The following is a 24,988-nucleotide window of genomic DNA, read 5'->3' as shown; positions in this document are numbered from 1 at the left end:
AATAATTAAAAATATAATATATAATAAGATTTAAGAAACAGGTAACCGGTTGACATATGCTCTGAAAACGTTTTGCGGGGAGGATTAATAATGAAGTATATTTTAGAAAGAGTACAAAAAATATGTGATGAATTGAAAAAATATGTTTATTCACAAGGAATACCTATAACTAATTATAAAATTCATGATGGTAATTTTCTTGGAATGGAGGAAATAGATAAAGTCAAAGAAGGCTGGAACGATTTTAAAACAGGAGATTTATGGGGTGGAAGGGATAAGCATTCCTGGTTTAAAACTAAAGTTGAAGTTCCAAAAGAATTTGATGGCAAGACCATTGCATTAAATTTTTATACCTTTGAAGAAGGCTGGGATGCAGTTAATCCACAATTTATAATTTATATAAACGGTAAGCAAGTGCAAGCCTTGGACATTAATCATAGGGAGGTAATGCTATCTCATGAGGCAAAGGCTGGAGAAATTTATGAGGTGGATTTGCATGCTTATGGTGGTATGCTTAAGGATAAAAAGGCTACACTTAATGGAGAATTAGCTGTTATAGATATTGAAACTAGAGAACTATATTTTAACTTGCAGGTACCTGCATGGGTTTGCAAAAGTTTAGACCCTCAGGATAAAAGAAGAATAGACATGCTTTGCGTATTAAATGCTGCTGTTAACATACTTGATTTTAGAAAAATATTTTCAAAAGATTATTATGACAGTATTAACGCGTCAAATGAATATTTAAAAAGTGAATTTTATGAGAAACTTTGTGGAAAAGAGGATGTTATTGCAACATGTACAGGGCATACACATATAGATGTTGCATGGCAATGGACAGTGGCTCAAACCAGGGAAAAAGCAGGTAGAAGCTTTTCAACTGTTTTAAAGCTTATGGAAGAGTATCCAGAGTATATTTTTATGTCAAGCCAACCTCAGCTTTATAAATTTGTAAAAGAAGACTATCCTGAAATATACTCTAAAATAAAGGAAAAGGTTAAAGAGGGAAAGTGGGAGCCAGAAGGCGCTATGTGGCTTGAAGCAGATTGCAATGTTACCTCAGGAGAATCTCTTGTGCGTCAAATATTGTTTGGTAAAAGATTTTTTAAAAGGGAATTTGAAGCCGAAAGTGAAGTGCTTTGGCTTCCGGATGTATTTGGATACAGTGCGGCACTTCCACAAATATTAAAAAAGTCTGATGTTAATTATTTTATGACTACCAAAATCTCCTGGAATCAATTTAATAAGATGCCTTATGATACATTTATGTGGAAGGGTATAGATGGAACTGAAATTTTAACACACTTTATAACCACTAAAGACATATCTGGTCCTTTAAGTGAGCATTTTACAACTTATAATGGCAACATACATCCAGAAGCTATTATAGGTGCATGGGATAGATATCAAGAGAAGGATATAAATAATAATGTGCTTGTATGCTTTGGTTATGGAGACGGTGGTGGTGGAGCTACCTATGAGATGCTTGAAGCTGCAAGAAGGCTAAATAAAGGTATTCCAGGATGTCCTAAGGTTGAAATGGGGACCTCAAAGGATTACTTCAAAAGAGTTGAGAATAAGGTTAAGGATAACAAAAGACTTCCAAAGTGGGTTGGAGAATTGTATCTAGAGTATCACAGAGGAACGTACACTTCAATGGCAAGAAATAAAAGGGATAATAGACTTAGCGAGAACATATATCTTGCGGCTGAAAAGTTAAGCTCTATTGCTGCAATTTTAAATAAAGATTATCCTTTTGAAGCTTTAAATAAAGGATGGGAAAAAATTCTTCTTAATCAATTTCATGATATACTACCTGGTTCATCAATAGAAGAGGTGTATGAGGTTACAAAAGAAGAATACAAGGAAATAATAAGCTCAGGTAAAAATGTTTTAAAAGCTTCGGCTAAATTTATAACTTCAAATATAGAACTTAACCAAAAATCAGTTGTAGTATTTAATTCACTGTCATTTACAAGGAGTGATATTTGTAAATTTGAAGTACCTCCTTATATAAAGAATCCAGCTCTTATAGATGAAAATGGGCAGGAGATAATTTGCCAGAGAATTTCTCAAAATGAGGCTATTTTCTTTGCAGAAGATATTCCTTCAAGTGGCTATAGAACTTATGCTGTAGTAGAAGCTTCAAAAGCTGATATTTTACCTAAAATGATAATTAATGCTAAGCTAGCAGAAAATAAATTCTTTAAGGTTATATTTAATGAAAATGGAGAAATAGAAGCTTTATATGATAAGGCTAATGAAAGAGAGCTTATAAAGCAAGGGTTACTTGGAAATGAACTTCAAGCCTTTGAAGATAAGCCGATGAATTTTGATAATTGGGATATTGATATATATTATTCCGAAAAGATGTGGAAAATAGATGATGTAATTAGCATAGATATTGTAGAAAATGGACCTGTCAGAGCAGCTTTAGAAATAAAAAAGAAATTTGTTGATTCAATAATAGTACAAAAAATATATATTTATAGAGAGCTAGCAAGGATTGATTTTAACAATTATGTAGATTGGAAACAATCTCAAGTTCTTCTTAAGGCAGCTTTTCCAATAGATATCAATGCAAGTAAAGCTACCTATGAAATACAGTATGGAAACGTAGAAAGACCAACCCACGAAAACACTTCCTGGGATATGGCTAAGTTCGAGGTTTGTGGCCACAAATGGGCGGATTTATCTGAAGGTGGCTTTGGTGTAAGCTTACTAAATGACAGTAAATATGGATATGATATAAAAGATGGTCTGATGAGACTTACGCTTATTAAAAGTGGAATAGACCCAAATCCTAATGCAGATAAAGAAGAGCACTTTTTCACATATTCTATTTATCCTCATAGTGGGAATTGGAGAGAGGGAAGTACTGTTCAAATGGCATATATGCTTAACAATCCTCTTTATACTGTTTTAGAGGAAGAGCATAATGGAATTTTGCCAAAAGAACTTTCCTTTGTAAAGATAAATAAAGAAAATGTAATAATTGAAGTTATTAAAAAGGCAGAGGATGATTGTGACATAATAGTAAGGCTTTATGAATGTCATAATAAGAGAAGCAGTGTAACCTTAGAATTTTTTAGGAATATAAAAAGTGCGTATGAGTGCAATCTAATGGAAAGATATTTAGATGATGTTAATTTTGGAGACAATAGAATTAACTTTACAGTTAAGCCTTATGAAATAAAGACTTTTAAAATCAAACTTGACAGCTAGGAATGTATTTGGTAATATGTAAAAAAATAATATTTAAATGCTTTGAAGGGAAAGAGTAAGTTATCTAAAGTTTCTACAGAGAATTTCCGTTATATATAACTAATGAATTTTAGTAAGTTATATTTTGGTGAGAGGAAAATGAAAATAGGATATTCTGAATACGTCTCTGAGCTTAACACTGAAGATATTAGGTGTCTACGGAAGCTTCAACCGTTAAAATGATAGAGTATAAGCAAAGTGAATCTTAAATTATTTTGTTATGCATTGCTGTACTTGAAAAGATTAATATTGCGAAGTATTAGTAAATTAAGGTGGTACCGCGGGAATACAACTCTCGTCCTTGTGAATTTTTCATGAGGATGAGAGTTTTTTTATTAATAAAATTATGCTGAATTTGGAGGGTATACTCTGAATAAAAGTTAAATTGGAAGGGTGGTAATAAAAATGTTAAGTGTAGAAGAACAAATAAAGATTATAAATAAGGGAGTAGAGGAGATAATAAATAAGGAGGAACTTCAAGAAAAATTAAAAAAGTCTATTGAAGAAGGAAGACCCCTTACTGTAAAGTTAGGACTTGATCCCACAGCACCAGATATACACCTTGGGCATGCAGTAGTGCTTAGAAAAATAAAACAAATGCAGGATTTAGGACACAAAGCGGTGATAATCATAGGAGATTTTACTGGAATGATAGGAGATCCAACTGGAAAATCAAAGACAAGAAAGCAGCTTACAAGGGAAGAAGTAGTTCAAAATGCCAAAACCTATGAAAAGCAAATTTTTAAGGTGCTTGATAAGGACAAAACAGAATTAAGATTTAACAGTGAATGGCTCTCAAAATTAAATTTTAAGGATGTAATAGAACTAGCATCAAAATACAGTGTTACCAGAATGCTTGAGAGAGAAGATTTTAAAAACCGTTTTAATAATCATGTAAGCATAGGAATTCACGAATTTTTTTACCCTTTAATGCAGGCATATGATTCTGTTGCAATTAAAGCGGATATAGAGATGGGAGGAACTGATCAAAAGTTCAATGTACTTATGGGAAGAAACTTACAAAGTGAATATGGTGAAGAAAAACAAATTGCACTTTTTATGCCTATTCTTGAAGGAATAGATGGAGTAGAAAAAATGAGTAAAAGTCTAGGAAATTATGTTGGAATAAATGAAGATGAAAATACAATGTATGAAAAGATAATGAAAATACCAGATAATTTAATAATAAAGTACTTTGAACTTGCTACGGATATACATCCAGATGAAATTGATAATATAAAAAACGATCTTAAAAATAAAAATCCAAGAGATATAAAAATGAGGCTTGCAAATGAGATTGTAAAATTGTATCATGGAGAGAAAAATGCAGTTAAAGCAGAAGAACACTTTAAAACGGTATTTCAAAATAACAGTATACCAGAGGATATTAAAGAAATTAAAATTGATGAGAATGAAGATATAATATCATGCATTGTTGCGGCAGGGTTTTCAAGTTCTAAAAGTGATGCAAGAAGACTTATAAAACAGGGTGCAGTGAAGGTAAACGGAGACAAAATAACAGAGTTCAATATATGCTTAAAAAATGGAAGTATATTAAAGGTTGGAAAGGCAAAACTTGTTAGAATTATAAGGTAAAACTTCAAAAAATATTAAATTCAAATAGATGATTGTAAAAAAAATATAAAAGTTTGCTCTTATATGGTATAATAATCATATATTTATGCATACTTATTGGGGAGGGGGATAATGTGGGTAATGTCATGATAAAAGATATGAATAGTGTTCAATTAAGAAAATACATAAAAAATACTAAAGAATTAATAGAACAACAATTAGAAGAATATATAAAACTTAATAATGAGAAACTAATGGATAATGAGCAGATAAACAATTTAAGAAAAAGAGCTTATAATATTAAAGAGATATATGAATACGTAAATTGGGCTAATAGTAAGATGCAAATTAATGAGAATATAGCCGCAAGTATAAAAACAATACCAAAGCGCGGAGAAATTTGGACCTGTCAGTTGGGAAAAAATATAGGTTCTGAAGAAAATAAAATAAGACCTGTAGTGATTATACAAAACAATACAGGAAATGAAAAAGGACCTACAACAATAATAGCTCCAATATCAAATAGAAGGAAAAAAATAGCGGCACATATAGAGATAAGGGAAAGTGATTATATACTTGTAAAAGGTGAAGAAAATAAAATTACAGGTACTGTTTTATGTGAACAGATAAAAGTTGTGTCAAAGGCAAGGCTTGGAAGACATATTGCGACATTAAATGATGAATTTGTCAATAAAATATTGAATTTAAAATTAAAGTTATCAATAGATGTTTAATTTGTTGGTTTAAGTCATATAATAGAAAATTTATATAAAAAAATGTTGATAAAACTTCAAATTAGTAATATAATAATTTTGTGAGTGTTTTACATACCTAGTCTTGTCTAGGAGATCATATCCCATATTTCTTTTATTATGTTATCATACCTGGCATAGGCTGGGAGACTATATATCATATAATACCATTAAAAATGATTCCAAAGTGCAATCAATGATTACATTTTGGAATCATTTTTTTACTTATATTAAATTATTATATGGTTTTTAATTTTACAAAAAAGCTTATTTTATTTTTTTTGCAGTCAGCATATATTTCTCCACCATGAAGGTCAACTATGCTTTTTGCAATTGCAAGACCGAGACCACTTCCACCGGTTGAGGTTGAGCGTGATTTTTCAATTCTATAAAATCTTTCAAATATTTTTTCAAGATCACTATTGCCTATATGATTGCCTGCATTTTCTACACAAAATATAGCTTCTTCATTTTCTCTATAAAGTTTTATATTTATTTGACCTGGTTTCACGCTGTATTTTATGGCATTAGCAAGAAGATTTTCAAAAACCCTTAATATTTTATTAGTATCTACATCTACAATTAGTCTTTCCTTACAAATTTCTTTTATTACCTTAAGATTATTTTCATCAAATATAGGAATCATTTCTTCTATAAGTTGTTCGATAAATTCATTTAAAGCAACACATTCTTTATTTAGTGTTATGCTTTCGTTTGTAAGCTTAGTATACTCAAATAAATCCTCTATGAGTATCTTTAATTTTTCGGATTTGTTGTAGGCTATATTTAGATATTCCTCCATTTGAGCTTGATTTTCATATTTTTTGTTTTTTAGCAGCCCTAGGTATCCCATAATTGAGGTGAGTGGTGTTCTAAGGTCATGGGACACATTTGTTATAAGTTCATTTTTGGCCTTCTCAGCTTTTCTTTCTTTTTCAATTTTTGAGCTAACTTCACAAGCCATGTAATTTATATTAGTTGATAATTTAGAAAGCTCATCATGACCTTTTGTATTTACCTTATAATGTAGGTTGCCTTTAGATATTTCAATTAAGCCATTGGATATTTCTTCTATGTATCTCATCTTTTTTCTAGTAAATAAAAGAAACAAAAATATAAATGACGTTATTCCTGTAACTATGGATAGTAAACCGTCACCTGAGTGGCTATATACAATAACTCCTTGAGGAATGCCATTCACTATTAGAAAGCCTTTTTTATCCTTTAAACTAACAGGATAGAATGAATAAAATTCTTTATTGTAGGAACTAGAGTTTTTTTCTTTATAATTAGAAACACCATATTCTTCTAAAAACTTATTGGTAGAGTTTTTAATAACATCATATAGGTTTATTTTTTTTAAAATTGAGTAAGGCTTAGAATCCATAATAACATTTCCTTGTAAATCTGTTATTACTGCATTTAAATGAGAATCTTCATATAGCTCATCCATAACATCTTGTATATCAGAAGGAGAGCTATTTTTGCTGTAAATATCGTTAAGCTTAGAGGCAGCTCTTCTGGTAGCATCATCTATTTTTCTAATTCCATAAGTGTATTCTATACTTGCATTTTTTTTAGCAGAAATTGAATTCAAAATTGTATTAAATATTATTCCAATTCCTATAGATAGAAAAAATGAAAGTACAAATACAAAAATAAGCTCTAATCTTAAACTTTTTCTTGCGATGCCCCATAATTTTCTAATTGGGTTTAAGAGGAGTTTTAGAGATGGAAATTTAATTTTCAATTTTATATCCTACCCCCCAAACAGTTTTTATATATATGGGTTTTCTCGGATTCTGCTCTATTTTTTCTCTTATTTTTCTTATGTGCACCATAACAGTATTTTCAGATTCCATAAAGGATTCTTTCCAAACCGTTTCATAGATTTTTTCTATACTGAATACAATGCCTCTATTTTCGGCAAGTAGCCTTAAAATATCAAATTCTCTAGGAGTAAGCTTTATGTCTTTGTTACCTATTTTAACCTCATGAGTATTGACATTTATTACTAGGTCATCAACCTCGATGAAACCATTTTTACTATCGGGTTTTTTAAATTCATTAAGCTTTAAATAACGTCTTAATTGTGATTTTACCCTTGCTACAAGTTCTAGAGGATTAAATGGTTTTGTGATATAGTCATCGGCTCCGGTTGTTAAGCCCATTATTTTATCTATGTCTTCACTTTTGGCAGAAAGCATTATTATAGGTGTATTTTTTTCTTCACGTATTTTCATACAGGTTTGTATACCGTCCATTTTAGGCATCATAATATCAAGCAATATTAAATCAATATTATTATTCTTTAAAAGCTCAAGCGCAGCTATGCCATTTTCAGCTTTTAGAGTTTTATAGCCCTCGTTTTTTAAGTATATATCAATTAAGTCTCTAATTTCTTTTTCATCATCCACAATAAGAATTGTTTCTTTTTCCATGCGATAAATCTCTCCCAATCAAATTTAAAAACAGGTCGTATAACTGTCTCAACTAATAATATAGCACATAATATATCTAAAAGCACATGTTGCTTTATTAGCAACGTTGATAGTATTATAAGCATACTTATAAAGTATATCAATGGTTTTGTGTATTTTTTGTGTATTTTTAATGTTTTTATAGATTTTATTATTATATAGCAGGATATCACATGTATGCTTGGAAAACAATTAAATGGCTTATCAAATTTGTATATTAGACGTATTATATTTGTAAATATATCGTTTCCTATAAGCTCAGGACGCGGCACTGTTGTTTGGAAAAAGTAGAATATAAAATATGAGATAATAAGGCAAACTATATAAGTTATTACTGCTCGCAAGTATATCTTTCTATTTTTAAAGTAAATATATATTAGTATTATATATGTGAACACATACCAAGTTATATAAGGAACAATAAAAACCTTTACAAATGGCAAACATTCATCAAATATTGTGGAAAGATTGTGGATTTTTCCATGAGGGGCATTTAAAAATTTATATATTATGTGGAGTAAAGGAAGTATAAGCATAAAACTTAAATAAAATAAACTGTTTTTTATATCCTTGCCTTTATTCATTGAACCCCCCCCTTTTTTTTTTTTTTGAATATTTGTAAAAACCCCATAATATAATTATATATGTTTTTTATGTAAAAATGTTCAAGTAATTATTAAAAAATTATAAAAATTTTACTATAGCATATAACTATAGATGAACAACTTGCAATTTCAACCTTTTAACTTGTCTATCTATATTTAGAGGAGGTGTAAGGCTTAGATAGAGTATTTTAAGGTACATATGCAGATTCTACATATTTTCTACATATTTTTATATTATCATTTAATATGATTTCATAAATATGTGAACTAAATGTTACTCTATAAAAAGGAGCGATATGTATTGAAAAAGACATCTAGGGTGATTGCAATTGCTATTACTATGGTTTTGATAAGTCAAGTTAAAGTGAATGCTGCACCAATATCTAGTGAGATACAGTTACAGCAAAATAAGAATTCGTTGAAGCAAGCAAAAGATAAGAGGGAAAAACTTGAAGCGAGTATTGAAAAATTAGATAGCCAAATTGAAGACTATATGATTAAAATAGAACAAAATAAAAAGCTCATAGGGTCAACAGAAAATGACATTAGTGCTACAGAGAAAAATATAACTGAGATAGAGGGAGAAGTAAGTACTAAAAAGGATATAATGGCTAAGAGAATAAAAATTGTGTATATGAATAATCAAACTGATTATCTGGAAATTCTTTTGCAATCAAAGAGTTTTAGTGATTTAATCGCAAGAATGGAGTCAATTGGGAAAATAATAAAATTTGATAAAGAAATGATAGGCTATTTAGATGATAAAAGAGCAGAAGTAGAAAATCAAAAAAAAGTTATTCAAGAAAAACAAAAGGGGCTACTTGCATTAAAAAGTGAAAATGAGAGTAAATTAGTAAGGTTAAATAGTAGCGTAACTTCTCAAAAAAAATTAATTGAGCAGGCTAAGCTTGAAGAAAATTTATTTGCATCAAAGGTAGATGAGTCTCAAGCTAAAATAAATTCAACTATGGTTTTAAGGGAAAAAGAGAGAATTGAAGCACCTAAATATAATTCTTCAGCTGGGGCAGCACCTGTTTCTGATGGCAGTGTAATGGCATATGCTTCAAGCTTTCTAGGAACTCCTTATCTTTGGGGTGGAACAAGCCCTTCTACAGGTTTTGATTGTTCGGGTTTTACGCAATATGTATATGGTCATTTTGGGGTTAGACTTGGGAGAACAACATATGATCAAATAAAAAATGGATATGGAGTTTCAAAAGATGAGCTTAAGCCAGGGGATTTAGTTTTCTTTGGACAAGGAGGAAATCCTACTCACATGGGAATGTATGTTGGAAATAATACATATATTCACGCTCCAAGAACTGGGGATGTGATAAAAATATCATCAATGGATAGATCAGATTATATTACTGCAAGAAGAGTAAAATAGGGAAAATGCCTAGATTATAAAAAGAATACACTAAAAAATTAAGCCTATATCTTAAATCACTTATAAAAATGAGATATAGGCTGATTTTACTATTTTGTATTATCATTTAATTTTAATGTTTTACCATTAGAATCATTATTATTCTCATCATTATTACAACAATTTTTATTTTTGTTACTATCACACATCATTAATATCATCATCGAAATCATCATTAATGGACATAAGAAAGGTGTTATTTTTCCGAGTATATTGCCAGCACTAGGACTATACTTTGTTATAATTGGTAAAAGTGCAAAAATGGCTATGGGTAAACCACAACAAATGATCATATGCAGCATATGTTTTAATGGGCTGTGTTTATGAGTCCCTTGTTTTTCTTTGCTATTTTTATGACAATTCATAATTATCCCTCCGAAATTTTGACTTGCTTACATCTTAAAACTTTTATATGAAGAAATTATGAAGGGTATTAAAGAAATATTTTTAGATGCTTAAATATAATTGAATATCTACTAATAATATAATAAACTATAGGTGCTAGATATTTTAAGTATTTAGCACCTATAGTTTATATAAATTTAGAGGTATTAAGAATGAATAAGACAATTGGAATACTGGCGCATGTAGATGCTGGTAAAACTACATTTTCTGAACAGGTTTTATATCACACTAAAAGTATAAGAAGTAGAGGAAGAGTTGATCATAAAGATTCATTTTTGGACAATAACGATATAGAAAAAAAGAGAGGAATAACTGTATTTTCTGAGCAGGCTATTTTTAATTACAAGGAGTCTACATATTATTTAGTTGACACTCCAGGACACGCTGATTTTTCAGCTGAAATGGAAAGAGCCATAAAAATTATGGATTATGCTATTGTTATAATAAGTGCAGTTGAAGGAATTCAGGGACAAACGGAGATAATATGGGAGCTTCTTAGAAAACACAACATTCCAACTTTCTTTTTTATTAATAAAATAGATAGAGTTGGGGCAGATGTCAATAGAGTGCTTAAAGAGATAAAGGAGAACTTAACAAAAGAAGTTTTCTTTATTGATAGCACTAACTTTAGTGATGAAGTTATAGAATTTATTGCTGAAAAAGATGAAAAGCTTTTAGAAGTATACTTTAAGGATGGATATCAGGAAGATTTATGGATTTCATCAATGAGAAAGCTAATTAAAAAGAATGAAATATTTCCATGTATGAGTGGAGCTGCACTTCAAGATGAAGGTATTGAAGAGTTTTTAGAGGTTTTTGATATGTTATCTTATACTAATTATGATAAAAATGAGACTTTTAGTGGCATTATTTATAAGATAAGACATGATAATTCTAGAAATAAAATTACGTATATAAAGGCCCTTTCTGGAAGTTTAAGAGTTAAAGAAGAATTGCAAATCGAAGACAAAATTGAAAAAGTAAATGAATTAAGAGTTTATAATGGAAATAAATTTGAAACTGTCAATGAAGTATTTGCGGGGCAAATTTTTGGTGTCACAGGACTTTTAAGCTCAAAGGTTGGATTTGGAGTAGGGAAGCTTCAGGAAAAAGCTAATTATGACTTAGTTCCAACTTTAAAATCAAAGGTTTTATTTAATGAAAAATTAAATCCAAAGGATATGTTAAATTACTTTAAAACTTTAGAGGAAGAAGATCCAGCACTTAATGTAGTATGGCATGAAAAGTTAAAGGAAATTGAAGTTCATATTATGGGAAAAATTCAGCTTGAAGTTTTAAAAGAAGTAGTTAAAGAAAGGTTTAACGTAGATGTAGATTTTGGGCCTTGTGAGATTTTATATAAAGAGACAATTGCAAAAGAAACTATTGGATGTGGTCATTTTGAACCGCTTAGGCATTACGCAGAAGTACATTTAAGGTTAGAGCCAGGGGAGAGGAATACTGGAATTGTATTTTTAAGTGAATGTAGTCTGGAAAACCTTGAAATTAACTATCAAAGGCTAGTACAAACGCATATTTTTGAGAGAGAACATAGAGGAGTACTTACAGGTTCTGCTATTACGGATTTAAAGATTACGCTTATAAATGGAAGGTCGCACATTAAACATACAAGTGGAGGGGATTTTAGAGAGGCTACCTACAGAGCTTTAAGACAGGGAATTGAAAGTACAGAAAATATACTCTTAGAACCATATTATAAGTTTAAAATTGACGCAGATATAGACTACATGGGAAGGATTTTGTCTGATATACAAAAATTAAATGGAAGCTTTGAGCCTCCTAAAATTTTCGGCAATAAGATTACTGTAGTTGGAAGAGGACCAGTAGCTACGTTTATGAATTATGCAATGGAAATTACTGAAATTACAAATGGAAAAGGGCGCATAAGTTTTAAATTTGATGGATACGATGTCTGTCATAATTCAGAAGCTGTAATAAATGAAATTGGTTATAATAAAAATAGTGATATGGAATATACATCAACTTCAGTTTTTTGCTCAAAAGGCCAGTCATATTTGGTTCCTGGAAATGAGGCAAAAGAATACATGCACTGTTAGATATGGCTAGGGCACATGAAATATTGAAATTGATAATATCAAATTAATACTGTTAAATTGGAAGTTGACTTATAGTAAAATTGACAAAGTACAGAGTACAGTGAAGATGGATTTACCTTTCGTTTCACTTAGGTAAATATTAGAACTTAATTGGTTCAGCTGCGCTGAACATTATGTTTTACGCCATGCGTAAGCATTAAGTTTAATATTTTTCGAAGCATAGCTGAGAAAAAACATCCTTTACTGTACTCTGTACTTTGTACTCTGCTTAAAGTTCCTGTTTGTCAGAATAAATTTGGTATTAGTAAATTATTAATATAAAAAGTAAAATATTATATTGACATTAACAGCAAATAAATGTATTATAAGTATAAAATATACATATAATAAAATTAAAAAAATAAATAATATATGTTGCAAGATATATGTTTTACTTTCATGTGTTAATGTTTTGTAGTACTAAGTAATTATGATAATGATAAGGTTTACAATAAATACTGATAGTTACGTTGTTTTGGAAGCATCGGTTATAGTTAAAAATTAAGCACCTTTTGGAGAATTTTATTATATTAATAAGTTTATTTAGTTTGCTGATAAAATAGCTTAAAATAAAAAGTTTAAAGCTGTTTTTGAAAGAAAATTTTTTCTCATGGAGGTACAATTATATGTTTACGGAATATAACACAGAATAAGTTATTAATTTAGAGAAACAGCCATCAAAATAAAAAAATAATTTGCAAAAATTAATGTTTAAATACTATTTGATGAGTAGTAAATAAAAATTTAGGGGGATAAATTATGTTTAAATTAAGTAAGAAATTTTTATCTTTGTCTATGGCTCTTTCAATAGGTTTATTTAGTATGCTTCCATTAACTACACATGCAGCAACAACAGATTATTGGCAAAATTGGAGTGATGGTGGGGGAACAGTTCAACCTACTAATGGCTCAGGGGGAAATTATAGTGTTTCATGGTCAAATTGCGGAAACTTTGTTGTTGGTAAAGGCTGGACCTATGGGTCTCCAAATAGAGTGATAAACTACAATGCTGGAGCTTTTTCTCCTTCTGGAAATGGATACTTATCTCTTTATGGGTGGACAAGGAATTCACTTATAGAATATTATGTTGTTGATGATTGGGGAAGCTATAGACCTACTGGACAATACAGGGGTACTGTAAACAGTGATGGTGGAACATATGACATATATACAGCTACGAGATATAATGCACCTTCAATTGATGGTAATACAACATTTACTCAGTTTTGGAGCGTTAGACAATCAAAGAGATCAATAGGCACAAACAATGCAATAACTTTTAGCAACCATGTTAATGCATGGAGAAGTAAAGGAATGAATCCTGGCAGCAGTTGGGCTTACCAGATGATAGCTACAGAAGGATATCAAAGTAGTGGATATGCTAATGTAACAGTGTGGTAGCAGGTTATCTGCAAGGAGTAATAGCTACTTTTATAATATTTAGACATGGGTATAAGGCCGCCGGACATTAAAGTAGGCGGTCTTATGTGAAAACGATTTAATATACATAATGCCTAAAGGAGATATTTATATGAGAAAATTATTGATTTTTCTTTTAATGACAATGATGATCGCTGTCAGTGCTTGTTCTAAGGAGAAGCCTAATAATCTTGTATTAGTTAAGGGCGGGAAATTTATAAATACAAAGACCAATTATTATGGGACAAATATAAAAATGCTGGACTTTTATATTGGAAAATATGAAGTTACTCAAAAAGAATGGGAAAGTGTTATGGGAACTAATCCTTCAAAATTTAAAGGTGACAATTTGCCTGTAGAAATGGTAAGCTGGTATGATTGTATTGAATACTGTAATAAAAGGAGCACAAAAGAAGGATTAAAGGAATATTACAAAATAGACAAAGATAAAAAGGACCCTAATAACAAAAATGATAGGGATAATATAAAGTGGACAGTAACTATTAATAAAGGAGCTAATGGTTATAGATTGCCTACAGAAGCAGAGTGGGAATATGCTGCAGGTGGAGGAGCAAAAAGCAAGAATTACACATATAGCGGAAGTAATAAGGCAGATGAGGTTGCATGGTATTGGAAAAATTGTGGAGATACCTACTTATCAGGTCAATGGAGCTGGCCAGCTATAGAAAATAACAATGGAAAAACAAAAACTGCTGGTATTAAGAAGTCTAATGAGTTAGGACTTTACGATATGTCAGGTAATGTGAGGGAATGGTGCTTTGAATGGTATGAAGAATTGAGTATACCAAGTGGTTATTTTAGGCTTTGCAAAGGTGGTGGATGGATTGGTGATGTAACCTGCTGTGAGCTCTCGTTTAGAGGTAAGTATGAGGCAAATAGTAGAGGTTCTGATGAAGGGGTTCGTGTATGCCGTAGCAAATAAATATTGTGAATTAACTAAGAAGTGAAGGGTTTTAACTTCACTTCCCATGTTAGTTCGCAATATTTATAAATTATGATTTAACAATTTTTAGTGCAACAGTCCCAAACTTTGAACTTTTTTATCTATATAAATAGATTACTCGTTTAATTCGTTATAACGCTGCAATCTATTTATATGAACAGCAAGGTAGGTTAATTCATCCTTTGGAATCGCTTCATTATAAACTTTTAGTAAGTAACTATTTATTTTAAAGGCAATTTCCATAGACTCTGGATACAAGGTTGCTATCTGATAAAACATTTCCTCATTTTCATCTTTTAGCATTTTATTACTAAAGAATCTTTCAACAAAAAACTTCACATGTGTGATGAAACGTTGATAGTGAATTCCATTTTCTTCAAGGCTCGTGCCTATAGAGTATCTTACTAAATTTACAATTTCGCCAATAAGTTTTGCAGATCTCATGCCATCACTAGAATCATTAGTTTCCGATTTAGCATTTATTATATGAAAGGCAATATTGGCGGCCTCTTCCTCTGGAAATGTGATATTTAATGATTTATTTAGGAGCTCCAATGCATACATGCCAATTTTAAATTCTTGTGGATAATAATTTTTAATTTCCCAGTAAATACGATTTGTTATATTGATTCCCTTTTTTGCTCTTTCAACTGCAAAATTTAAATGGTCAGTTAAAGTGAAATAGATATTTGTATTGAGTTTACATCCCAATTCCTTTTCAGCTTCAAAAATAATTTTTTGAGCCATTTCAAGATAAAGAGGGGGAATGGCTTCTAGTAAATCTAAATATTCTCTTATTTGATTGTTTTCAATAGGCCTAAAAATTTGATCTACTGTTTTTTTCTCAACAATATCTCCAACTTTTTTATTGTATCCAATACCCTTACCAAGGCAAACAAATTCTTTTTCATGTTCGTCAATGGCTAAAACAACACTTGAATTAAGAACTTTTCTTATCCTCATAGGTATTCCCCCTCCGATATCTATTCTAGAATTTCTCCATTCGTTGAAATGACTTTTTTATACCAAAAGAACGAATCTTTTTTTAATCGTTTTAGAGTGCCATTTCCATCATCATCTTGATCAACATAAATAAATCCATATCGCTTGCTCATTTGAGAAGTAGATACACTGATACAATCAATAGGCGCCCAGCTAGTATAACCTAGTAAGTCAACTCCCATATCTACTGCTTTTTTCATTTCTATTATATGCTCTTTAAAATATTCTATCCTGTAGGAGTCATGAATCGTTCCGTCCTCTAGAACTACATCTTTTGCTCCCATTCCATTTTCTACAATCATTAACGGAATTCTATATCTATCATATAGCTCAATTAGTGAAATATGAAGTCCAACAGGATCAATCTGCCATCCCCATTCTGTTGAAGGCAAATAAGGATTTTTTACTCCCATTATGGTGTTTCCAGCAGTTTTTTCTTTAGTGGAGTCTGAAGATTCTGTTCGTGACATATAATAACTAAAAGCAAGATAGTCAGCAGTATTCTCTTTTAAAATTATTTCATCATTATCTTCCATTTTAATCTCAACACCTAGGTTCTTTAAAAAAGTTTTGTGTAATTTAGGATACTCTCCAAAAATCTGAATATCAGCATGAGAGTAGTTCCCTAGGTTGCTGCTTAACGAGAGAAGTACATCATTGGGATTGCAAGTGTTAGGATAGGTAGTAAGCTTTGTCAGCATGCATCCCATTTTACTATCTTTAATAATTTCATGACATTCTTTTGTAGCTAAAGCTGCTGCAACATATTGATGATGCAAAGCTTGATAGATAGCATTATTTAACTTTCCTTCTTCACATTGATCTGGTATAATTCCAGCTGTAATAAATGGATGCCTACCCACACTATCAATTTCATTAAAGGTTAGCCAGTACTTAACATACTTTCCAAAAGACTCAAAGCATACTTTTGAAAACTTAACAAAATAACCAATTAATTTTCGATCAACCCATCCATTATACTTAAGACTTAAATTCAAAGGCATTTCATAGTGAGATAGTGTTACTATTGGTTCAATATTATACTTTTTAAGCTCTTTAAAGATATTTTCATAATACTTAATTCCATCATAGTTAGGTTCATTTTCCTCTCCTGTAGGAAAAATTCTTGTCCAAGCGATAGATAGTCTAAGAGATTTAAATCCCATTTCAGCAAATAAAGCAATATCTTCCTTATAGTGATTATAAAAGTTAATACCTCTTCTTTTAGGGTAAAATTTTGTGCTTTTATCGTCAATTGCTTCTTTAATCATACTCAAAGTTATTTTATTGTGACCAGCATAATCCGTCACATTCAGGTTTGGTTTGTAACTAGCTACATCTGCTACCGACATACCCTTTCCATCAGAGTTCCAGGCTCCTTCAACTTGGTTAGCAGATATAGCTCCGCCCCATAGGAAGTCTTTTCTAAATGACATCTAAAAATCAACTCCATTCTAGTTTATCGCAAATATAAAATCTTTTTTGTTAACCTTTTTCTTTTCCATAATATCTAAATTGGCATCTGGACGATTTGTAATAATTACTATTGTAGTTGGGTCAAAGCCTTCTTTAATGATGTTATCTAACTCAAAGTTCATTAGTAATTCACCTTTCTTTACATGCTGACCTACTGAAACTTTTGGATCGAAATATTTACCTTTTAAATTTACAGTATCTAATCCTATATGAAACATAAGTTCAGAACCGTTGTCAGTTTTCATAGCCAAACAGTGTTTTGTTTCATAAACTAATGTAATTGTACCATCTGCTGGTGCATATAATTCACCTTTACTAGGAACTATAGCTATACCATCACCCATAACTTTGCTTGAAAATACTTGATCTTTTACTTCACTTAAGTTTATCAGCTGACCTTCAACTGGAGCATTAAATTGCTCTTTAACTGTTCCTGCTTCTTTAGTTTCAATTGATGTTTCTTTCCATAAAAGTGCTACTGCTATAAATGATACTACAAAGGAAAGTATTAATCCAATTATTGCATTTACAATATTATTAGGAAGTGTTTTGGAAATAAACATTGATAAACTTGCTATTCCAGGGCCAACTGCTGCATATGCTTCAACTGCTTTAATTCCTAAATATGCTCCACCTGAGAAAGCACCAATCATAACTCCATAAAGTACACGCTTGTGTAAAATTGTAACACCATATAATGCAGGTTCTGTAATTCCAAACATTGCTGAGATACCTGCTGAAGTTGCAGTTGATTTTAGTTTTTTATCCTTTGCGCGAATAGCTACAGCAAAACATGCACCGCCTTCAGAGATATTGTGTGCTAGTGATGCAGCATTATATATTAATTCTTTGCCTGTTTGACCTAAGGAAGTTACTACATACGGTATCATTGCCTTATGCATACCTGTAACAACCATAAATGGTAAGAATGCTGCTAGAACTGCTACTGCTATCCAACCAAACTTTGCAAAAATAAACATAATTACTTTAGCAAAATATATTCCGAAGGTAAATCCTATTGGTCCAAGTACTAGCAAAGTTATTGGGAAAACTATTAGTAAAGACATCATTGGAACAAAAAAACTACGAATAACCTTTGGACTAATTTTATTAAAGAATTTTTCTAGCTGTGAATAACATAATACGCATAATATTGCTGGAAAAACCTGACTTGCGTATGTTATACTTTGCACTGGTAAATTAATAAATTTAGCTCCATGTCCTAGCATCTGGGTTAAATCAGGCGTCAAAAGTGCAGCAACGGCGGAAACAGCAACTAATGGATTAGCTTTCATTTTATTAGCAGTTGTAATGGCAACTAAAATTGGCAAGAAATATATTGGTGCATTTGCCACAATCATCAATAATTTATATGTCGATGTAGTACTTGATAAAATCCCCATCATGTTAAAAAGCATTAAAAATGACTTTAAAATACCACCTCCAGCTATTGCTGGAATCAATGGCTGAAACACACTTATAATAAAGTCTAACGCTATTGCACCTATTTTTCTTTTCTCTTTATTACTTTCTTTATTTATTCCTTTATCAGAAATAAGTTTTTTGATTTCAGTATATACCTCAACAACATCGTTTCCAATTATTACTTGAAATTGTGCATTTTTCTTAACGCCTAATACTCCAGGCATACTTTTAAGTTCATCCTCATTTGCTTTCTTATTATCAATAAGGGAAAATCTTAATCTTGTTGAGCAATGTTCTAGATGTTCAACATTTTCATCTCCACCTACAGCTTTTAATATTTTTGCTGCTAAATCTTTATAATTCATTTTGTTTATCTCCTCTCATTAATTATTTGTGGCAGTCTTTTTTTATTCGGCCGAAATTAAAAAAGGACCCAGATAGACTAAGGAATTTAGTCTATCTAGGTCCTGCCTGCATTACCAGTCACATGCCTGATACATTGTATTCGTTTTTATGTGTTAATTATAATATAACAAAATGAAAACGTCAACATATTTTTATAATTATTTTTGCACACTTTATTAAAAATAATATTTAACTATTTAATTGATAAATATAAATTTATGTTTTATAACGTATATCGGAAAACCTATTAATATATTATAATAGTAAAAGTAAAACTAAAGAATAAAGGAGTGAATACTTTTAGTGAATTTGTGTACTTAAAATAAGTTTATTCACTAAATATAAATTATGAAAGAAAAAGATATTGAATTTATGAAAAAGTTAATTGAAGAAAAGAAGAATAAAGGTTCACAGCAGGGAAAGAAACAAAAAGTGCATAAAAGCATCGGCGGAAAACAAAAAGGATTTAGCAACAAAAAGACAGGTGGATTGTTTGATAAATAGTTAACAAAGTTATATCATGTAAGTATGGATAAAACACTTGGAACTTGTAATTTTAAGATTCTAAGTTGTCTATACATAAAGTTTTGGAGGGATTTGATGAAAAAAATTATTAAAAAATCAATTGTGTTACTTACTACTTTAGTATTTATACTTGCTTTAACAGCTTGTGGAGAAAGTAAACAAAACGCACCAACTAAGGAATCAACTAAAAAGGCTACTATGAATGTTGCTGCGTTAAAAGGACCTACTGGAATGGGAATGGTTCAATTAATGGAAAATCAGGATGAAAAGAAATCTGCTTTAAATTATAAGTTTACTCTTTCTGATAGCCCAGATGAATTAGTAGGAAAAATAGTTAACAGTGAAATAGATGTTGCAGCAGTACCAACTAATTTAGCTCTTACATTGTACAACAAGACAAAGGGCAAGGTTCAATTTGCAGCAGTAAACACTTTAGGTGTTCTATATGTTCTTGAAAATGGAAATACTATAAAAAGTGTTTCAGACCTTAAAGGAAAGACTATTGGTGCAAGTGGACAGGGAACTACAGCAGATTACATATTGCAGAACATACTTAAAAAGAATAACTTAACTATTGGAAAAGATATAAATGTGGAATATAAAACTGAACATGCAGATTTAGCTACAGCACTTGCTGCTGGAAATACCAATATAGCTATGTTACCACAGCCTTTTGTAACTACTGCCATGATGAAAAATAAAAATTTGAGAATTGCCCTTGATTTAACTAAGGAATGGAATAAAGTAATGGGAAGTGACAGTAAACTTGCTATGGGCTGCATAATAGCTCAGAAGAGTTATATAGAAAAAAATAAAAAAGATTTCAACAAGTTTCTAGATGAATATAAGAAATCTGTGGATTTTGTAAATGGTAATGTGGATAAAGCTTCAACCTTAATAGCAAAATATAATATTGTTCCAAAGGCACCAATTGCTAAAAAGGCAATACCAAATTGTAATATAGTTTATATTGATGCTAAAGAAGCAAAGACATTTATGAATCAATTTTATAAGGTACTATTTAATTTTAACCCTAAGTCTGTAGGAGGAAAGTTACCAGATGAGGGCTTCTATTACGAAAAATAATAAAAGACTATTAAATAAATTTATAGTTTTATTATTTTGGATTGGTGTATGGCAGCTTGTTTATTTGTTAATTAACAATGAACTATATGTTCCAGCACCAATAAATGTTTTTAAAACCTTGAAAATATTGATTTTTAAAGCTGAATTTTGGAGTTCAGTAGGAGCTTCAATTGCTAGAACAGTAGCTGGTATTATATTGTCTATTGTATTTGGTGTGGTTTTGGGAGCCTTATGCAGTATTAATAAGTTTTTATATGAATTAATGAACCCGCTAATAATTACAATAAAAACAACACCCATAATGTCTTTTATAATAATAGCGCTTGTATGGTTTTCTTCTAACAATGTCAATATATTTATATGTTTTTTAATGTGTTTTCCACTAATTTGGACTAACGTATTAGAAGGAATAAAAAATGTAGATAAAAATATTCTAGATATGGCTAAACTGTACAAGGTTAAAAAAATAATGATTTTAAAAAGAATTTACATGCCCAGTGTTTTTCCTTATTTTTCAGCAGCATGCATTAGCAGCATAGGGTTAGGCTGGAAGGCAAGCATTGCTGCAGAGGTTTTAAGTAATCCAAAGTACAGTATAGGAGGACAATTATATAATGCTAAACTGTATATGGATTCGAATGAGCTTTTTGGGTGGACCTTTGTTGTTATAGTAATAAGCATTGTGCTTGAAACTTCATTTAAATGGTTATGGAGAAATAAGTTCAAATATTAATTTACAGCAAGGAGAGGAAATGAGTATATTGGAAATAAAGCTTGAAGGCATCGGAAAAAAATATAATGATTTAAAAGTGATTGATGATTTTAGTATGAATTTTTCTTCAAATGAAGTTCATTGTATTTTTGGACCGTCAGGATGTGGCAAATCAACATTATTAAATATACTTACAGGACTTATAGACTCATATTCCGGTAAAATAGAAGGCTTGGAGGATAAAAGATTTTCGTATGTTTTTCAAGAAGATAGATTGATTCCCTGGCTAAGTGTTAAAGAAAACATAAGGTTTGTTCTTGAAAGTAATCACAATAAAGCAGAAATAGAAAGAACTTGTGAAAAATATTTAGATTTAGTTAAGCTTTCTAATTTTAAAAATAATTATCCAAAGGAATTAAGTGGAGGAATGAAACAGCGAGTGTCAATAGCAAGAGCACTAGCATATGGCGGAGACATTATTGTTATGGATGAACCATTTAAGGGCTTAGATATGGAAATTAAGAAAAATATGATGGATTATATAACTGATTATTGTAAATTAAATAATAAACTTTTTATATACACGACTCATGATACTTTAGAAGCTGTATATATGGCTGATAACATATATGTTTTTGAAGGCCCACCCTTGAAGCTGAAAAAGAGTGTACATGTTGATACTCCATTTGACAATAGAAAAGTTAAAATGGAGGAAATAAAGAAATATGAGGAAGCTTTGATAATGCCGTAAAATTCTAATTGACAAAATATTAAGTTAAACTTATTGTAAAATTATTTAAAGAAAATGATGGAGGGATAGCAAATATGAAAATTTCAGTTATTGAGCCACTTGGACTTTCAGAGGAAGAACTTAGGAATATTGCAAAACCAGTTACAGATAGGGGAAATGAGCTTGTAATTTATAATAATAAAATTACAGATACGGAAGAGTTAAAGAAAAGAGTTAAAGACTCTGAAGTTATTGTTCTCGCTAATATGCCACTTAAGGCAGAAGTAATAAATGCAGATGATAAGCTTAAAATGATGTCTATAGCTTTTACTGGAGTAGATCATGTTGAACTTTCAGCTTTAAAAGGTAAGGATGTAATGGTATCAAATGCAGCAGGTTACAGTACTAGTTCTGTTGCGGAGCTTACTTTTGGATTAACCTTATCTGTTCTTAGGAATATTGTGCCACTTGATAAGCTTACAAGAGAAGGAAAGACTAAGGATGGATATTCTCAAAGTGATTTGAGCGGAAAAACTTTTGGAGTTGTTGGAACAGGAGCTATAGGAGCAGCTGTATGTAAAATTGCAAAGGCTTTTGGCTGCAAGGTTATTGCTTATAATAGAAGTGAAAAAGAAGAACTTAAAAATATAGGTGTAGAATATGTAGCCTTGGATGAACTTCTTTCTAAAAGTGATGTTGTATCAATTCATCTGCCACAAACAAGCGATACAAAAGGATTAATAAGCAAGGAAAAAATTGCACTTATGAAAAAGAGTGCTGTACTCATAAATGTGGCAAGAGGACCAATTGTAGATAACAATGCTTTGGCAGAGGCTTTAAGAAAAGGCGAAATTGCAGGAGCTGGAATTGATGTGTTTGATGTAGAGCCACCATTAGATAAAGAGTATGCGCTGCTCAAGGAAAACAAAGCAGTATTAACTCCACATATTGGTTTTGCGACAAAAGAGGCTATGGTAAGAAGAGCACACATTACCTTTGAAAACATAACTAAATGGATGGATGGAGAACCACAGAACGTAGTGAAATTTTAAAGTAAAATGAGGTAGAAGAAAAAATGAAAAAATATAAGCAAATTACAAAAAGAGGGTTGATTTCATATATAGTAACTAGCTTAATATTTATAACAGTATATTGGATTTCCTTTTATGAATTATATACCTTATGCAGGTTTGGAAGAGTTAATAATAATGTAAAAGTATTAGTGCTATGCATGACATTCTTTTTAGTTTGGCTTATAATTTTAATAGTTGAAAATATAAAAAAATCACAAGTTTTATTGGAGCAGGATACAGATAAAGGCGAGTTTTATTCCAGCTGTAAGGCTAAGTGGACTTGTATAATTATAGTGAGCATAGTTCTTATAACAGGTTTTTATGGAGTGAAAATATACCATAGTGGAATAAAATATAATGGGAAGCTGTCATGGCTTCTACAAGATTTAAAAAATAAAAGAACTGTGAAACTTGAGCATGATAATATATATAATGATGGCATAGAGGGGCTTTTTAAAGACGTCAATCAAAAAGTAAATATGCCGAGCAAATTATATATTGCAAATAACTTTAATCTTAAATTTGATCACAATGGAAAAATTATATCTTTTGATACTTATCTTTATGGAAAAAATGATAAAGGTAAGCTTCAGAGTTATTTGATTAATTATGATAGTAATAAGTCAGAGAACATAACTATATATTTAAACGGTTATGTGAATGCAAGTTATAGTAATGATAAACTTTTAAAACCGCTAATTAAAACGATGAAGGTAATCCCACTCAAAAAAACAGTAAGTAAATGGGTAGAAAAACAATATGAAATTCTTTATTACGGAAAACGAAGCTTTGGATATAATACGCAAGGTATTGTTTATATTGATTCAAAGGGAAAAATCAATGCAGAGGTTAATCCATTTTCTGAAATAGTAGGATATTTTGTTTCGGTATCTGTACCAGGTAAGGATAATATATATACTCCTGTTAGATATAACTTGACGGATGATTTATATAGTATTAAAGAGGCACAGCCTTCAAGGGAAAACAAAAATGATAAGATTTCTGATGAAAAGTATAATTCCTCAAATCAATTTCATTTATCAAAGAAAGTTGGATATCGTTTAGAGATAACAGCAGTAGCACTGGGAAATAGATCATACTCACTAAATAAAACTACTGATGGAGGAACTACCTGGAAAACTATAAATGAAGATCCGTTTTCAGGAATGCTTGGATCAGCAGCAGGAATAACCTTTTTAAATGATAAACTTGGATTTCTATGCTTATCTTATAATGGAGGAAGAAACGGACAATTATATCGTACAGCAGATGGAGGAATATCTTATAAAAAAGTTGATTTGCCGGAAGTAAAAGTGTCATTAAGTGGTGAAGGAACTTACAATCCTTTTGATTTGCCTGGAATGCCCTATAAGAATGGTAAAGCTCTTGATATTTTAGTTGGTCAAGGCTCTGACGGAAATTATAATGGAGGCTGCAAAGCTTTATATGAATCAAAAGATGATGGAGTAACATGGAATTACGTGAAAGAAGTTGCTAAAAATTAAATAGATAATATGAAAAAAAGAAGAAACTTCTTATAATTA

General features: G+C 30.7%; 20 protein-coding genes. 13 read left to right on the top strand and 7 right to left on the bottom strand.

What is annotated here, in order from left to right:
• The first annotated feature begins 90 nt into the window (after positions 1 to 90).
• The 3 genes from ACJDT4_RS03445 to ACJDT4_RS03435 all read left to right on the top strand — a co-directional run bounded on the left by ACJDT4_RS03445 (position 91) and on the right by ACJDT4_RS03435 (position 5,573).
• Positions 91 to 3,225: an alpha-mannosidase gene (locus tag ACJDT4_RS03445; RefSeq protein ID WP_406786131.1), complete on the top strand. Its 3,135-nt coding sequence runs from the start codon at positions 91 to 93 to the stop codon at positions 3,223 to 3,225.
• 444 nt (positions 3,226 to 3,669) lie between these two features.
• A complete protein-coding gene (gene tyrS, locus ACJDT4_RS03440; RefSeq protein WP_406786130.1) occupies positions 3,670 to 4,860 on the top strand; it encodes a tyrosine--tRNA ligase in 1,191 nt (396 codons plus the stop codon).
• A gap of 125 nt (positions 4,861 to 4,985) precedes the next feature.
• Complete coding sequence (locus ACJDT4_RS03435; RefSeq protein ID WP_406786225.1) at positions 4,986 to 5,573, top strand: type II toxin-antitoxin system PemK/MazF family toxin; 588 nt, start codon at positions 4,986 to 4,988, stop codon at positions 5,571 to 5,573.
• Between the two features lie 256 nt (positions 5,574 to 5,829).
• Here the strand turns inward: ACJDT4_RS03435 and ACJDT4_RS03430 are convergent, their stop codons facing one another.
• The 3 genes from ACJDT4_RS03430 to ACJDT4_RS03420 are packed head-to-tail and all read right to left on the bottom strand — an operon-like array spanning position 5,830 to position 8,655.
• Positions 5,830 to 7,341, bottom strand: a complete 1,512-nt coding sequence (locus ACJDT4_RS03430) for a HAMP domain-containing sensor histidine kinase (RefSeq protein WP_406786129.1) — start codon at positions 7,339 to 7,341, stop codon at positions 5,830 to 5,832.
• The gene (locus ACJDT4_RS03425; RefSeq protein ID WP_406786128.1) at positions 7,331 to 8,032 is read right to left on the bottom strand and encodes a response regulator transcription factor; all 702 of its coding nucleotides are present in this window, start codon (positions 8,030 to 8,032) and stop codon (positions 7,331 to 7,333) included. The genes ACJDT4_RS03430 and ACJDT4_RS03425 overlap by 11 nt, the downstream gene beginning before the upstream one ends.
• Complete coding sequence (locus tag ACJDT4_RS03420; protein ID WP_406786127.1) at positions 7,978 to 8,655, bottom strand: phosphatase PAP2 family protein; 678 nt, start codon at positions 8,653 to 8,655, stop codon at positions 7,978 to 7,980. The genes ACJDT4_RS03425 and ACJDT4_RS03420 overlap by 55 nt, the downstream gene beginning before the upstream one ends.
• Before the next feature lie 322 nt (positions 8,656 to 8,977).
• On the opposite strand from ACJDT4_RS03420, the gene ACJDT4_RS03415 reads away from it, so the two are divergent.
• Entirely contained in the window at positions 8,978 to 10,066 is a 1,089-nt protein-coding gene (locus ACJDT4_RS03415; RefSeq protein WP_406786126.1) for a C40 family peptidase, read from the top strand.
• An 89-nt stretch (positions 10,067 to 10,155) separates the two neighbouring features.
• Here the strand turns inward: ACJDT4_RS03415 and ACJDT4_RS03410 are convergent, their stop codons facing one another.
• The gene (locus tag ACJDT4_RS03410; RefSeq protein WP_406786125.1) at positions 10,156 to 10,470 is read right to left on the bottom strand and encodes a hypothetical protein; all 315 of its coding nucleotides are present in this window, start codon (positions 10,468 to 10,470) and stop codon (positions 10,156 to 10,158) included.
• Between the two features lie 192 nt (positions 10,471 to 10,662).
• Here ACJDT4_RS03410 and ACJDT4_RS03405 point away from each other — a divergent pair, with 192 nt between their 5' ends.
• The 3 genes from ACJDT4_RS03405 (at position 10,663) to ACJDT4_RS03395 (ending at position 14,989) form a co-directional block, all read left to right on the top strand.
• Complete coding sequence (locus ACJDT4_RS03405) at positions 10,663 to 12,588, top strand: GTP-binding protein (protein WP_406786124.1); 1,926 nt, start codon at positions 10,663 to 10,665, stop codon at positions 12,586 to 12,588.
• Positions 12,589 to 13,386: 798 nt separating this feature from the next.
• Positions 13,387 to 14,028 (top strand): glycoside hydrolase family 11 protein, encoded by a 642-nt coding sequence (locus tag ACJDT4_RS03400; RefSeq protein WP_406786123.1) that lies wholly within the window; start codon positions 13,387 to 13,389, stop codon positions 14,026 to 14,028.
• A 130-nt stretch (positions 14,029 to 14,158) separates the two neighbouring features.
• Positions 14,159 to 14,989, top strand: a complete 831-nt coding sequence (locus ACJDT4_RS03395) for a formylglycine-generating enzyme family protein (RefSeq protein WP_406786122.1) — start codon at positions 14,159 to 14,161, stop codon at positions 14,987 to 14,989.
• A 135-nt stretch (positions 14,990 to 15,124) separates the two neighbouring features.
• Here ACJDT4_RS03395 and ACJDT4_RS03390 read toward each other — a convergent pair whose 3' ends face one another.
• The 3 genes from ACJDT4_RS03390 to ACJDT4_RS03380 are packed head-to-tail and all read right to left on the bottom strand — an operon-like array spanning position 15,125 to position 19,278.
• The gene (locus ACJDT4_RS03390) at positions 15,125 to 15,973 is read right to left on the bottom strand and encodes a PRD domain-containing protein (RefSeq protein ID WP_406786121.1); all 849 of its coding nucleotides are present in this window, start codon (positions 15,971 to 15,973) and stop codon (positions 15,125 to 15,127) included.
• A gap of 20 nt (positions 15,974 to 15,993) precedes the next feature.
• Positions 15,994 to 17,448 carry a glycoside hydrolase family 1 protein gene (locus tag ACJDT4_RS03385; protein WP_406786120.1) on the bottom strand — a complete coding sequence of 485 codons (1,455 nt, stop codon included), beginning with the start codon at positions 17,446 to 17,448 and terminating at the stop codon, positions 15,994 to 15,996.
• Between the two features lie 18 nt (positions 17,449 to 17,466).
• On the bottom strand, positions 17,467 to 19,278 hold the full coding sequence (locus ACJDT4_RS03380) for a beta-glucoside-specific PTS transporter subunit IIABC (protein WP_406786119.1): 1,812 nt from the start codon (positions 19,276 to 19,278) through the stop codon (positions 17,467 to 17,469).
• Positions 19,279 to 19,690: 412 nt separating this feature from the next.
• On the opposite strand from ACJDT4_RS03380, the gene ACJDT4_RS03375 reads away from it, so the two are divergent.
• The 6 genes from ACJDT4_RS03375 to ACJDT4_RS03350 all read left to right on the top strand — a co-directional run bounded on the left by ACJDT4_RS03375 (position 19,691) and on the right by ACJDT4_RS03350 (position 24,949).
• The gene (locus ACJDT4_RS03375; protein WP_406786118.1) at positions 19,691 to 19,822 is read left to right on the top strand and encodes a hypothetical protein; all 132 of its coding nucleotides are present in this window, start codon (positions 19,691 to 19,693) and stop codon (positions 19,820 to 19,822) included.
• 96 nt (positions 19,823 to 19,918) lie between these two features.
• Positions 19,919 to 20,929, top strand: a complete 1,011-nt coding sequence (locus tag ACJDT4_RS03370) for an ABC transporter substrate-binding protein (RefSeq protein ID WP_406786117.1) — start codon at positions 19,919 to 19,921, stop codon at positions 20,927 to 20,929.
• Positions 20,904 to 21,662 (top strand): ABC transporter permease, encoded by a 759-nt coding sequence (locus tag ACJDT4_RS03365; RefSeq protein WP_406786116.1) that lies wholly within the window; start codon positions 20,904 to 20,906, stop codon positions 21,660 to 21,662. Before ACJDT4_RS03370 ends, ACJDT4_RS03365 begins: the two co-directional genes overlap by 26 nt.
• Positions 21,663 to 21,681: 19 nt before the next feature.
• Positions 21,682 to 22,392 (top strand): ABC transporter ATP-binding protein, encoded by a 711-nt coding sequence (locus ACJDT4_RS03360; RefSeq protein ID WP_406786115.1) that lies wholly within the window; start codon positions 21,682 to 21,684, stop codon positions 22,390 to 22,392.
• Between the two features lie 74 nt (positions 22,393 to 22,466).
• On the top strand, positions 22,467 to 23,423 hold the full coding sequence (locus ACJDT4_RS03355) for a 2-hydroxyacid dehydrogenase (protein ID WP_406786114.1): 957 nt from the start codon (positions 22,467 to 22,469) through the stop codon (positions 23,421 to 23,423).
• Between the two features lie 23 nt (positions 23,424 to 23,446).
• Positions 23,447 to 24,949 carry a WD40/YVTN/BNR-like repeat-containing protein gene (locus tag ACJDT4_RS03350; RefSeq protein ID WP_406786113.1) on the top strand — a complete coding sequence of 501 codons (1,503 nt, stop codon included), beginning with the start codon at positions 23,447 to 23,449 and terminating at the stop codon, positions 24,947 to 24,949.
• The last annotated feature ends 39 nt before the right edge of the window (positions 24,950 to 24,988 follow it).

This window comes from Clostridium neuense, from assembly GCF_045310695.1.
In the GTDB taxonomy this organism is placed as follows: Bacteria; Bacillota; Clostridia; order Clostridiales; family Clostridiaceae; genus Clostridium_S; species Clostridium_S neuense.
The sequence above is the reverse complement of the archived record's forward strand: the minus strand, read 5'-3'. Positions and strand labels throughout refer to the sequence as shown.

What these genes read in the sequence shown, in the direction of transcription:
- ACJDT4_RS03355 (WP_406786114.1), top strand. Translation starts at nt 22,467, where the DNA reads ATGAAAATTTCAGTTATTGAGCCACTTGGACTTTCAGAGGAAGAACTT.
- ACJDT4_RS03420 (WP_406786127.1), bottom strand. Translation starts at nt 8,655, where the DNA reads ATGAATAAAGGCAAGGATATAAAAAACAGTTTATTTTATTTAAGTTTT.
- ACJDT4_RS03375 (WP_406786118.1), top strand. Translation starts at nt 19,691, where the DNA reads ATGAAAAAGTTAATTGAAGAAAAGAAGAATAAAGGTTCACAGCAGGGA.
- ACJDT4_RS03395 (WP_406786122.1), top strand. Translation starts at nt 14,159, where the DNA reads ATGAGAAAATTATTGATTTTTCTTTTAATGACAATGATGATCGCTGTC.
- ACJDT4_RS03370 (WP_406786117.1), top strand. Translation starts at nt 19,919, where the DNA reads ATGAAAAAAATTATTAAAAAATCAATTGTGTTACTTACTACTTTAGTA.
- ACJDT4_RS03410 (WP_406786125.1), bottom strand. Translation starts at nt 10,470, where the DNA reads ATGAATTGTCATAAAAATAGCAAAGAAAAACAAGGGACTCATAAACAC.
- ACJDT4_RS03385 (WP_406786120.1), bottom strand. Translation starts at nt 17,448, where the DNA reads ATGTCATTTAGAAAAGACTTCCTATGGGGCGGAGCTATATCTGCTAAC.
- ACJDT4_RS03405 (WP_406786124.1), top strand. Translation starts at nt 10,663, where the DNA reads ATGAATAAGACAATTGGAATACTGGCGCATGTAGATGCTGGTAAAACT.
- tyrS (WP_406786130.1), top strand. Translation starts at nt 3,670, where the DNA reads ATGTTAAGTGTAGAAGAACAAATAAAGATTATAAATAAGGGAGTAGAG.
- ACJDT4_RS03425 (WP_406786128.1), bottom strand. Translation starts at nt 8,032, where the DNA reads ATGGAAAAAGAAACAATTCTTATTGTGGATGATGAAAAAGAAATTAGA.
- ACJDT4_RS03445 (WP_406786131.1), top strand. Translation starts at nt 91, where the DNA reads ATGAAGTATATTTTAGAAAGAGTACAAAAAATATGTGATGAATTGAAA.
- ACJDT4_RS03390 (WP_406786121.1), bottom strand. Translation starts at nt 15,973, where the DNA reads ATGAGGATAAGAAAAGTTCTTAATTCAAGTGTTGTTTTAGCCATTGAC.
- ACJDT4_RS03365 (WP_406786116.1), top strand. Translation starts at nt 20,904, where the DNA reads ATGAGGGCTTCTATTACGAAAAATAATAAAAGACTATTAAATAAATTT.
- ACJDT4_RS03350 (WP_406786113.1), top strand. Translation starts at nt 23,447, where the DNA reads ATGAAAAAATATAAGCAAATTACAAAAAGAGGGTTGATTTCATATATA.
- ACJDT4_RS03435 (WP_406786225.1), top strand. Translation starts at nt 4,986, where the DNA reads ATGATAAAAGATATGAATAGTGTTCAATTAAGAAAATACATAAAAAAT.
- ACJDT4_RS03360 (WP_406786115.1), top strand. Translation starts at nt 21,682, where the DNA reads ATGAGTATATTGGAAATAAAGCTTGAAGGCATCGGAAAAAAATATAAT.
- ACJDT4_RS03400 (WP_406786123.1), top strand. Translation starts at nt 13,387, where the DNA reads ATGTTTAAATTAAGTAAGAAATTTTTATCTTTGTCTATGGCTCTTTCA.
- ACJDT4_RS03380 (WP_406786119.1), bottom strand. Translation starts at nt 19,278, where the DNA reads ATGAATTATAAAGATTTAGCAGCAAAAATATTAAAAGCTGTAGGTGGA.